We start from the raw sequence: 12,543 nt of genomic DNA, 5'->3' as shown, positions 1-12,543 counted from the left end.
GTCTGCAATGGGAAGACAAATCGTTTTATCGCCTGCGGTTCCACGCTTCCGTCGTTGCTTGGCCATCACGTTGGCCTCCTAAGCGCTCTACCCCTATTTTACTCGACACAAACTTGGGTGGAACTAGAATCGATTAATGGCGTTGCTGGATACCGGTATGAATCAAACCTGCAATGTTTTTCGTGGAGGCAAACAGCCATTTGCCCCCACCCAAATTCATGCTTCAATTCAGCAACACGCGATTAATTCGGTTTTCTTACGTTTTAAGTGGGTGGGCCAACTCAAATGTAGGATGGGTTAGCGACAGCGTACCCCATGCGGGCGTTGGGTTTCGTGCCTCAACCCCAACCTACATCGACTTATACTTAATTGCGCTTGCCTACTTACCCAGGGCAGTCTGCAAGGCCTCGATCGTTCTACGGGCCTGGTGCAGTTCTTGAGTAATCAGGTGGGTTTGCAGCACCCGCTGCACCCGCTGCCGCAGCACGGCCCAGTGAATTGGCTTAGTAATATAGTCCACCGCGCCTACGGCAAAGGCTCGTTCCACTGAGGGCGTATCGGCCAGGGCCGTGATCATCAGGACCGGAGGGCAGCGATCGCCGTAGCGGTCTTGCAACGCTTGGCAGCAGGTGAACCCATCCATCTCTGGCATCAGGGCATCCATCAAGATCAAGTCGGGCAGGTGCTGCTGGCAAAACCCCAGGCAGGCGTTACCGTTGCTGGCCGTTTCAACCCGGTAGCCTTCGGTGGTCATGGCGTGGCTGAGCAAGCGGCGCAGGTTGCGTTCGTCATCCACAATCAACACCGAGGGTTGGGCGAGGGTAGCATCAAGCATGGAACTGGGTGGCAGTAAGGGATTGCAGAGCGGCTGTGACATCGGCAAAGGTTTGTTCAATCTGACTGAGCGCGAGCTGTTGGTCTGCCGGGGCCATAGCGGCGTAATGTAGTTCTAGGTCTTGGCAGAGGGCAGCCAACGACAGGGCTCCCAGGTTCAAACTCATTGAGCGAATGGCATGGGCCTGGTGTCGAATTTGGTCGCCGTTGCGATCGAGGATCGCCTGGCGGAGCTGCCCAAGGCAGCGGTTGGCATCTTCGCGGTAGTTGTCGATCAGCTCAAGCAACAGCTGATCAGCGGCGTCACCAGCCATATCGCGGATAGCGCCGATCATCTCCTGGTCTAGTAGGGGCGGGGTTGAATCGTCGCAGAGCTGTAGACCGGGCGACGGCGCTAAAGCGCTCTGGGACCTAAAGTCGGGGAATTGGGCTTGCCCATAGCGCGTCAGGCGTTCGGTTAGAGAGGCCAGGGTAATGGGTTTGCTGAGAAAATCATTCAATCCGACCTGCTGACACCGCTGCTGCACGTCTAGATTAGAGTGGGCCGTCATTGCCACAATCCAGGGCTGCTCGGGGTTGACCTGGGGCAGTTGGCGAATGGCCTCGGTGGTTTGATAGCCGTCCATGCCCGGCATTTGAATATCCATCAGCACCAGATCGTAGGCCTGCTGCTGAATTAAATCTAGGGCAGCCGTACCGCTGGCGGCACAGTCGGGCTCATAGCCCAGCCATTGGAGCATTTTGAGGACGACTTTTTGATTTACCGCCAGGTCATCTACGACCAAAATCTTGAGAGGAAGCTGGGGGGCGAGCACCTGGGAAACGTCACCATCATCAGCTAAGAGATTGGCGATCCCGTTGTCTACCTCTGAGTGCTCCAGGGAACAGGGCACTTCCTCGGAAAGGACCGGCACTTGAATCGTGAAATGAAAGGTCGTGCCAACGCTCAGCTGGGTATCAACGCCAATCTGTCCGCCCATGGCTTCGACCAGGTTTTTGCAGATGGCCAGTCCTAGCCCACTGCCGCCATAACGCCGGGCCACCGAGGCATCGAGCTGACTAAAGGCCTTAAATAGGGCATCGCGACTTTCGTCTGGAATACCAATGCCGGTGTCTTTGACCGCAAAGTGCAGCTCTGCGGTGTGGGCCAGCGGAGCAAACGACTGCTTCAGACTCACCTCCACGGTGACGCCGCCCCGATGGGTAAATTTCACCCCATTGTTAACCAAATTTAAGAGCACCTGCCTCAGGCGAGTGACGTCGCCGACGACTCGGGTTGGTACATTAGCAGCAATGTGCGATCGCACCACCAATCCTTTCTCCTGAGCCAGTGGCGTGATCAGGTTCACCACATCTTGAACGCAGCGACGTAAGTTAAAGGCCCTGTGCTCTAGCTCCAGCTTTTCGGCCTCAATTTTAGAAAAGTCGAGAATGTCGTTAATCAGCGACAGCAGCATCGAGCCGCTATTGTGAATCGTATCGACAAAGTCTTGCTGCTCATCGTCTAGCTGGGTCAACCGCAGCAGATCGGTCAGACCAATAATGGCGTTGAGCGGAGTGCGAATTTCATGGCTCATGGTGGCCACAAAGTTTGACTTAGCCCGGTTGGCCTCCTCCGCCGACTGCATAGCGGCTTCGAGCTGCTGCTGCACCTGCTTGCGCTGGGTAATGTCGCAGTACTGCCAGAGGTGCCCCTGGTAGTCGTCATCAATAAAGATCGGGATATAGTCGCGCTCTAGAATCCGGCCATCGGCCAGCTCAATTTCTTCGCCAATTACCGGCTGACGATGCTTCAGGACTTGGCGAATCCGCTGGATCATGGCGGGCGGATCGCGAAATAGGGACGCCGCTTGACTCAGCAGGTTCTCGCAGTCTGGTCCTCTTAGCGCCTCAGGTGACAGGGGGAGGCGAAAAACTTGGCAGAAGGTTTCATTCGCCAAAAGAATGCGGCGATGTTCGTCTTCTACCAAAATGCCAGCCTGGAGGTTTTGAATCAGAGTCGTCAACCGGGACGTAGTGGCCCGCAGTTGATGGTCGGCTTGTTTTTGTTCGGTAATGTTGCGGACCTGGCCCAGGCAGCCTAGCACTTTACCCGTGGGGCCAACCAGCGGGCTATAGCGCGCTTCAAAAAACCCTTTACGCCCAGTTTCTGGCACCACAAAAGCTCGATTTTGAGTCACTACTGACTGCCCGGCCATCGCCATAGCGATTAGCTTGTCTTCACCGGTATCTTTCAAAAAGGGAAATACATCCCAGGCCACTTGGCCGATCACGGCACTGCGAGACCGGCCCGACAGCTCTTCCATGGGGCCGTTCCACACTTGGTAGCGGTAGTTGGTGTCGAGGGCAATAATGCCGTCGACGCTGCTTTCGATCAGCCGGTTTGAGAACTGCCGCAGCTGCATCTGCTGAATCGCATGGAACAAGTGCTGAGTCAGCTGACGGAGAAACGACTGCTCCAGGGGGCTCCAGTGGCGAGGGTGGCTCTGTTGAGCCACTAAAAAGCCCCAAATTTCGTGGGTGGCGGTGGTGTCGTCTTGCCACTGGGTGGCCCGTTGCCAGTCGGGGCTCAGGTAGATGGGAATTAACATGCTGGCTGCTATCCCCAGGGATAGCAGCATAGTTTGCTCGCAGGGAGTAAGATCGGCGTCGGCCAGATCGTCGATCGCTCTAGGCCGTTGCAACGTGGCATCGTCTAGCCACCGTTGCAGGCAGTGGGTTAGGTCGACTGAGCGATCGGGCAGTGGTGGTAAGGCTGGTTTAGCGGCAATAGCCATGGGCTGAGCCATGCCGTGGGTGTCTAGCTGGTAGATCACCACCCGGTCAGTGGCTAGCAGTCGCTGCACATCCTGCACCGTGTTCTGCAAAATTTCATCAAGGCTTTCGGCCTGGTACAGCCGCAGCGCAGTGGTTGGCACCAAATCTAGGAAGTGACCTGGCCTGGGCGTCTTAAACACATTCATACTGCACCTCGGGTGACACTAGGCTGTGTTCAAAGGCGTCCACGGTAGCGGCGGGTAGGGTGCGATTGTGGCGTAGGCAGTCAACCAGCAGCTGTTGTATTTGGCCATAGATTTCTAGCGGTGGACAGGGGGAGAAATCACCCAGAGCAGCATCCCAGTGGCGATGGGTGGCAACGGTGTAACTGAGCGATCGCAGCCAGTCTGCCCCAAACCCGTCACACCAGGTTGCCAAATCCGCCTGATCTTCCAGCGCATCCAACAACTGAGCCTGGAGCAGGTGCAGGCTGTGGGCAAAGGGCTCTGCTAGGGCAAACCGCTGGTACAGATCCATAGCAAATACCAGGTCTAGGCCCGCTTGCAGGGTTGGGGTACTCAACCATTGCTGCCCCTGGTGCAGCAGCCGAGTTAGCGCTTGGTCGAGGAGCAGGGGAGTTGGTAAATCAATCGCTAACCGGACATCCAGCGCCGGGGCCAAATCTAGCCCCTGATTCAGCCGCAGCCCCAGATAAAAACCTCGCAGAGCCGCCGGATGGTAGGGGACTTGCGATCGCTCCGCCTGAGTTTTAGCCCAGGCCAGCCAGGGTCGCAGCTCAGGATGGTTGGCTACATACCCCTGGCTTTGGAGCCACAGCGCTTTCCACAGCGACTCGGCTGGGGAAACCATTTCAAACGTCAGCACAATCACTTCCCGCCAGCGGGCCTCGCTCAGGTGGGTGGCCAGGTCGGCCCAGTCAGGGTGCCCCTGCTGTTCTAGCGCGGTCAGCGCCCAGCGCCGGGCGGTGAGATATTCCTGAAAACTCAGGTGGGCAAAGGCGTAGCTGCCCAGTTCCCGTTCGCTCAGCATGCCATAGTGCTCAATCAAAACCTGTAGGATGGCTTTGCTATCGGCCCAGCGCCGCTCTGGGGTCGTGGCCTGGGGGTCGCGGTGGGCTAAAGCTCGGGCAATCAGCCCCAGCAGTTCGGCCTCGTCGAGGATGACGCTGCCTTGCTCAAAGCTGCGGGCCGCCACCTCACAGAGAATGCCCAGCAGGTCGACGGTGGACAGCTGCTGCAGCGGTTGGCTGCGGCTAATGCCCCGCTGCTGATCCCATTGTCCGAGCAGCAGATCGAGAGCCTGCTGATACAGTTTGCTGCGCTGATTGGGGAACTGCCCCGAGTTGTAGAAGACCAAACACATCAGGTGCAGCAAAATTGGCGTCAGGGCCATCTCCCGCAGGCGATCGTTGTCGGGATGGTGTAGAGCCTCCAGGCAGGTTTGGGCCAGCACCGCCCCCTGTTGTGGGTTGTTGGCGACAAACCACTGCTGCACAAACCGCTCAATTTGCGGGGCCGTAAACTCCGTCAGCTCTAAAGTGACCAGGCCGTTGAGCTGGGGCATTGGGCCACCGCTGCGCCCGGATAGAGTGACCCGCAGACCAGGGTAGGTATCAAGCAAGGTCTGAATCTGCTGGGTTACCAACCGATGCTGCGGGCTGGGCAGTTCATCCCAGCCGTCTAGCAGCAGCCACAACTGCCCCTGCTGCCACAGGTGGTCAATTTGGGCCAAGCTGAGGCCAGAGGCCAACCAGCGCTGATTCAGGTACTGCTGCACGTTCAGGTCGGCAGTGGGTACCAGGGCCAGCTGTCGCAGGCGCAGAAAAACCGGCAGCAAGATTTGACCATCGGCCTGCAAATGACCAGCGCTAATCTCTAGGGCCAAGTGCTGCAAAAGGGTGGTTTTGCCTGCCCCTGGCCCGCCCAGCACCAGCACCCGCGAGTGGGGCTGAATAGCGGATGGGGCGGATACTTTAGGCGCATTAAGCGGCTGCCCAAACCGCTGGTAGGGGCGCACGTACGCATCGGTATAAATTTGCGTCAGCGTCATGGGCTGGTGCAGGTCGAGGGGCAGCTCTAGCAGCTGGCATTGAGTCTGAGCCAGGGTAGTCAGGTGCGATCGCACCTCTGCCATATCGTCCTCCACCCCTTGGTCAGCGTCTTCCGGAGCAGCGATCTTCGGGGTGGAAGCATCGGTTACAAACGCCGTGCGATCGACAATATCTTCCCAATCGAGGTCGAGGGTAAAACAAATATCTATAAAAATGTGGCGCTCAACGGGGCGGCCCGAGAAGAATTTCCATATCGGCTGACGAGTCTGCAATTCTACTTCAGCAGCCAAATATTCCTGGGTCCAACCTTTCAAGTCAAAGGCTCGCTTAGCCCGAATAATTCCATCTTGAGAAGCTTTCAGTGATCGTTTTGCCATAGTTCTTTCTAGGGGGCTGAGCGCCTATGAAATAGCGTTGGTACTAATGCCAAATCTTATTCTCCTCGGGGAACTCCACCGCGAGGAATACTAAAGCCCCAGACAGGACTTGGTATATATCCCTTTCCGCAGATATGCGTTAAGAACCGGAATAAAAACAGAAAATAGACAAATTTAGGTAATTTCACAGAAGATATTTACTTCTGCGAAAAGCAATCAAAGTTTTACGTGAAAACACGGATTTACTCTTTTGAATTTTTCTGAATTCGACTGCTGGTTCGCAATCAGAAATATAAGGATTGGGTATACCCGTTAACCCTCTTTTCTACTCCTAAGCGGCCAGTGCCCTGTGGTGTGAGGCACCCCCTTAACCCGCTTAATGGACTGAAAACTAGCCTAATTGGCAATACATTTTGAGACCTTCACGCTCAAACTCACCAGAGTAGCCTTTGGGCGATCGTAGTGGTCGACAAACTGACGATCGCATTCAACACAGATGTGGATTTACTTACCTTTTTTTCCTTGCTGTTCTTACGAATATGAGTAGCTCCACACTCAGGATAAGTAGCTAGGCTAATTCAAATGTAGGATGGGTTAGCGATAGCATAACTCGTGCGGGTGTTGGGTTTCGTGCCTCAACCGCAACCTACACGGTCTTATAACGACATTGCAGATCGCCCCTAGTTCATACCCTGATTGTGCAATACTGCTGAATTAAACCCTTTAGTGCTTTCATTTTGAAGGGCTTGGAAAGATAGTGGCTTGCGCCTGCGGCCAGGCATCGCTCTCGATCGCCGGGCATGACCAAGGCGGTTAGGGCGACGATGGGAATATTGGCACAGCGAGCATCGCTGCGAATGAGCTGCATGGCCTCTAGACCATCCATGCCGGGCATTTGAATATCCATCAAGATCAAGTCGGGCGTCTGAGTTTGGGCCAGCTCGACGGCGGCCTGGCCATCTTTTGCGTAGATGAGGCGATACCCCAGGGCTGTGAGGTAGCTAGAAACCGTCGCCACATTCATCTCATTGTCTTCGGCCAGCAAAATCAGCGGCGACTCAACTACTGAGCTAGCCGAATCTGAGCTAGCCGACTCGGACAAAGGAACAACCATCACTGGAGATAAGGGTGTCTGGTAGCTGGGTTGCAGTCTCTCGATCGCCTGCTGTAGCTGGTGGCGGCTAATGGGTTTAACCAAATACTCCGACGCGCCAAGCGACAGCCCGTAAGAGCGCTCGTCTATGACAGATACCACAATGACTGGAATGGCAAGGGTTTCCGGAGCGGTTTTAAGCTGGCGTAGCACATCCCATCCAGACAGATTGGGCAGCAAAATATCGAGAATAATCAGGGCTGGCTGGAACGTGATCACATCGTCCATCACCCGATCGCCGCTGGAGCAGATGATGACGTCCATCCCTTGCTCTTCAAGATAACGAGCGAGCAGGTCTGCGGCAGCGGCAGAGTCTTCGATGACCAGGACGCGAGAATTATGGGTATCGGGCAGGCTGCTCGTGGGCATTGGGGTGGCGATCGCCGGTAGAGCTATATCTGTAAGGTAGGGAAGATCGAGGGTGAAGCAGCTGCCCTGATTGACCTCACTGGTCACGGACACCATACCCCCGTGCAGTTCAGCCATCTTGCGCACCAGGGCTAGACCCAGACCTGTGCCACTGTATTGGCGGCTTAAACTACTGTCGATTTGTACAAAGGGCTGAAAGAGTTTGGCAATATCGTCTGGGGCAATGCCAATGCCGGTGTCGGTTACCGACAATTTGAGGTGATTTCTGCCGTTTTGCTGTTCAACGCGAGCCTGAAGGGTGACCTGGCCACCGGAGGGCGTAAACTTAACGGCGTTGCTGAGCAAATTGATCAGCACCTGTCGAATGCGCCGTTCATCGACCACAATATCTGGCATGGCCTGAACGGTCTCTAGGCTTAGACCAATATCTTTGGAGAGAGCCAGCTGTCGAACAAAGGTTAAACTCGATTCGCACAGGTATTGAACGCTCACTAACGCCGTGTCTAGCTCAAGTTTGCCGGCCTCAATTTTAGATAGATCGAGGATATCGTTAATCAGATCTAGCAAATGGGTGCCGCTACGCTCGATGGTTTCAACGGCCTGCCTTTGACGATCGCTTAAACTACCAAAAACATGTTCTTTAAGCCCCTCAGACATGCCTAAAATAGCGTTGAGCGGAGTGCGAAGTTCATGGCTCATGTTGGCCAAAAATTCGTCCTTGAGGCGGGTGGCGCGATCGAGTTCGGCATTAGTTAACATGAGCTGTTCATTGATCTGCTGTAGGCGTTCTTCGGCCTGTAGGCGCTCGGCTTCGCTGCGCTTGCGATCGCTAATGTCTAGGTTTACCCCAATCATGCTTTTAGGGTTGCCCTCGGGATCGCGCACCACCATGCCGTAGGCCTTGATGTAGTGGATGCTGCCGTCGCCGTGGATGACCCGAAACTCAGGATCGTAGGCGGATTGCCCCAGCATGGCCTGTTGCAGCCGGGTTTCGGTTGCTGGGCGATCGTCGGGATGAACGCTGTTGGCCCAAATCTCGTAGGGCAAAGAGGCGGCTACGTCAGCGGCAGAGGCTCCGTAAAGCTCATACATCCGCTCATCCCAGAGGATGGTATTTTGCTGAATATCCCAGTCCCAACAGCCGATCGCGCCAGAGGTCAGGGCGAGGGACAGACGGTTGGATAGGTTTTGCCGCTCAAGCTCAGCAACTTTGCGATCGGTAATGTCTAGGGCTGTCCCAAAGATTTTTGTAATTTGCCCCTGGTCATCCAGTTTGGCTTCACCCCGCGCGTCTAGATAGCCGATGGTACCATCCACCCGCAGAATCCGCAGCTCCATTTGAAAGGGGATGCCCTCCTGTAGGGCTCGTTCCACGCACTGATCTAGGCGATCGCGATCCTCCGGGTAAATCAGATTGAAATGCTCGGCATAGTCAGGTTCAGGCACACTTGGGTCAAGCCCAAAGCAACGGAACACTTCATCGGACCAGCTCAGCTGGCGGGTGGCGGCATCGACTTCCCAACTGCCCAAATACACCATGCGCTGAGCTTCTGCCAGGTCGGCTTCGCTCTTGCGGAGTTGATTTTCAATGGCTTTGCGATCGCCAATATCGACAAAGTAGCCCACGATCTCGACCGGCGTGCCTTGGGCATCGCGAATTAGCCGCAGTTCGTTGCGTATCCAAATGTAATGCCCAGCTTTGTGCAAAAACCGATATTCATGGATATGCTGCCCCTGCTCAAACAGGGCCGGCAGCTCTGCCCACACGCGCGGGGCATCTTCAGGGTGGAGGTGGATCCCCCAAAAATCGGGGCGGGACAAAAACTCTGCCGACGTATATCCACTCACGTTGACAATGTTGTCGCTCATGAAGGTGGGTTCATAGTCACCTGCGGGCTGACAGGTAAAGATGGCCGCTGGACTAGAGGCCAGCACAAACTCCAGCTGCCGCTTCAGCGTTTGGGCCTCTAGTTCGGCTTGTTTTCGCTGGGTAATGTCCATCTCGGAGCCGATAATGCGGGTTGGGTTACCGGCCTGATCCCAGACCGCCTGGCCCCGGTCCAAGATCCATAGGTAGCGACCGTCTTCATGGCGAAGGCGATATTCCTGCTGGTAGAAGGCCGTCTTCTGGGCTAGATGGTCAGCCATCGCCGCCAGAACGCGATCGCGGTCATTGGGGTGAATGCGATCGGACCATTCTTCTGAAGCACCGCTCACCGCGTCCTCCGCTAGCCCCCGCAACTCGTGCCAGCGTCTGGTGCGAAAGACCTCGCCGGTTTTCACATTCCAGTCCCAAAGAGAGGCGTCGCTGCCCTGGAGGGCGAGCTGCCAGCGCTCTTCGCTTTCCTGAAGGGCCGCCGTGCGCTGGGCGACCCGCTCCTCTAGCTCGCGGTTTAACTCTTGGAGGGCGATTTCGGCCTGTTTGCGTTCAGCTTCACTGCGTTTACGATCGCTGATATCGCGGATCATGAACAGCACTTCGTTGTCACCGTTGGCGATCGCGCGCACTTCTTCATACTGCATGCGATCGCCCACCTGAAGCTGCTGCTCATAAACTTGCAGGGTGCGGGTGTCTAGGGCTTGTCGAATGGCGGCTAGATGGCGTTGGGCTACCTCGGTCGGCAGCAGATCCACCATCGATTGCCCTACCGAGTTCAGCGTAGGGGGCAGCAGATCGGTGACGCGTCGGCTGGCGATGTACTCCAGGTACACCCCATCTGCCGTGGTGCGGAACATTAAGTCAGGAATGGCGGATAGGATGGCACGGCTCTGGGCCTCGCTCTGGCGCAGCCTTTCCTCTGCCCGTTTGCGATCGCTGATATCGCGAATCATCAACAGCACCTCATGGTCGCCAATACAGATCGCCCGTAACTCTTCGTGGCGGAGCCGATCGCCCACCTGAATCTGCTGTTCGCAAACCTGTAGCTCCCGGGTTTCTAGGGCGCGACGAATGGCGGCAAGCTGGGGTTGAGCCAGCTCGGGCGGCAGCAAATCGGCAATCGTCCCATCGGGGACCACCAGGGCGGGATTAAAGAGATTAAAGCTGCGATCGGGGCCGATAAAATCGAGATAGCGCCCCTCGGCACTCACCCGCACCAGCAGATCGGGAATGGCGGTGAGAATGGCCCGCTGGGTAGCCTCGCTCTGGGCGAGGGCGAGTTCTGCCTGCTGACGCTCGGCCTCACTGCGTTTGCGATCGCTAATATCGCGAATCATAAACAGAGCTTCGTCACCATTGACTGGGCTAACCCGCACCTCCTCCCAACACAGCTCGCCGTCGATCTCAATCTGCTGTTCATAGACTTGAACAGTCCTCGTATCAAGAGCCTGCTGGGCCTTCTGGACTTTCTGCTCAGCCAGGCTGTGGGGTAGCACGTCGTAGATAGTGTGGTTGGAGAAATCTGGAGGAGGCAGCAGCACTCTCTTAACCGAGTCGCCGCTCAAGATGCCTAAATACCCCCCCTGGCGATTGACACGAACCATCAAATCGGGAATCGCTTCAAGGATGGCGCGGTTGGTGTCTTCTAGGGTTTTGCGATCGGTAATATCGCGCACGATCACCAGCACTTCATCGTCGCCACAGACGTTGATTCTGACTTCCTCAGTGCGCAGGGTGTCGTCGATGACAATCTGCTGGTCATAGATTTGCAGCTCTCCCGTCTGTAGGGCCAGCTGAATGTACTCTAGGCGCTGGGCCGCTAACTCGGCTGGCAAAATCTCGTCACCTCGTTTGCCCACTAGATTCGCATCGCCACAGTAGAGCTCGAAGTCAGCAGTGCCCACGCAATTGAGATAGATCCCCTCTGCCGAAGTTCGGATGACCAAGTCAGGCAGCGCCTGGAGCAAGGACTGGTACTGGGCATCGCTTTGGCTCAGGGATGTGACTAACTCCTGCTGGTGAGTGAGTTCGGCCTGCTGGGTCTGAAGTGCCTCCCCCAGGTGGGGCTGCAAACTCCTCCGGGTAATTACCCCCGCCAGCGCTCCCTGCTCATCCAGTACAGCCAGACAGTCGGTGGCGTGCTGCTGTAAAAGCCTGGCTGGAACTGAGATATCGCTGAGATCAGACTGCCGCACGCTGACCACTGGCGTCTGCATCACCTCAGCTATGGTCAGCTCAGCGAGCGATCGCCCCTGGGCCACCAGCGGCAGCAGCGCGCCCTCGGTAAAACTGCCGACCAAATTTTTCTCGTCAGCGATAAAAACACAGGAAAGGTGCGGTTGGCTATCTCCCATTAAACGCACAACATCGCTCACCGACGTCGTGCGGCCTACAGAAGCGGTAATGTCAACAAAAGCGTGACGCATACAAGCAGGGTTCTGGGAAATCTATCCTCAGTCTAGGTTTCCCGGAACCTGAGCAATAAAACGTTTTCTATATCTACTTCTCAAAAGCTTGTATTTAAAGATACAAAATCTACTCACTTACTTAGACGTACGGCCGCCTCAAATCGCTAACGTTTCGCTACGTTGATAGTTTTTTGTCGATGTTGAATAAGCCTCTAGAATAGTTAAGGGTTTTCCTTTATCGTGCTCAGATATTTGTTTTGTATTGTAGTGCCTTTAAAAGTGAGGCGTTTAATGATCTGGACGCAGCTTGTTATAACAAGCTGCGTCCAGATCTAGTCCTGTGTCTGCTCTATTGTCAACTATGGTCTATGCAGAACCTGCATAGAATGCCGACTTTTATGCGATCGCCCAGACGGCTGAGGTGCTATTGCTGAAGCAGTTTCGTTGATGCTCCCATGGCTACGTCTCAACCATTTTCTATTCTTGTTGTTGACGATGAACCCAGCAACTTTGAAGTAATTGAAACCCTTCTATCCATAGAAGAAACGGTTTTGGGTGAGACTCAAACCTAGTTCCACCCAAGTTTGTGTCGAGTAAAATAGGGGTAGAGCGCTTAGGAGGCCAACGTGATGGCCAAGCAACGACGGAAGCGTGGAACCGCAGGCGATAAAACGATTTGTCTTCCCATTGCAGAC

Annotated in this window: 4 protein-coding genes; all 4 read right to left on the bottom strand. The window is 55.4% G+C overall.

What is annotated here, in order from left to right:
* Positions 1-379: 379 nt before the first annotated feature.
* Positions 380-835 carry a PleD family two-component system response regulator gene (locus IQ273_RS22930; RefSeq protein ID WP_228053648.1) on the bottom strand — a complete coding sequence of 152 codons (456 nt, stop codon included), beginning with the start codon at positions 833-835 and terminating at the stop codon, positions 380-382.
* Positions 828-3,797: an ATP-binding protein gene (locus tag IQ273_RS22925; protein WP_194025478.1), complete on the bottom strand. Its 2,970-nt coding sequence runs from the start codon at positions 3,795-3,797 to the stop codon at positions 828-830. Before IQ273_RS22925 ends, IQ273_RS22930 begins: the two co-directional genes overlap by 8 nt.
* Positions 3,784-6,039 (bottom strand): NACHT domain-containing NTPase, encoded by a 2,256-nt coding sequence (locus tag IQ273_RS22920; RefSeq protein ID WP_194025477.1) that lies wholly within the window; start codon positions 6,037-6,039, stop codon positions 3,784-3,786. Before IQ273_RS22920 ends, IQ273_RS22925 begins: the two co-directional genes overlap by 14 nt.
* Before the next feature lie 685 nt (positions 6,040-6,724).
* Complete coding sequence (locus IQ273_RS33930) at positions 6,725-11,866, bottom strand: PAS domain-containing protein (RefSeq protein ID WP_228053646.1); 5,142 nt, start codon at positions 11,864-11,866, stop codon at positions 6,725-6,727.
* Between the last annotated feature and the right edge of the window lie 677 nt (positions 11,867-12,543).

The sequence above is a fragment of the Nodosilinea sp. LEGE 07298 genome, assembly GCF_015207265.1.
Lineage (GTDB): Bacteria > Cyanobacteriota > Cyanobacteriia > Phormidesmidales > Phormidesmidaceae > Nodosilinea.
The sequence above is the reverse complement of the archived record's forward strand: the minus strand, read 5'-3'. Positions and strand labels throughout refer to the sequence as shown.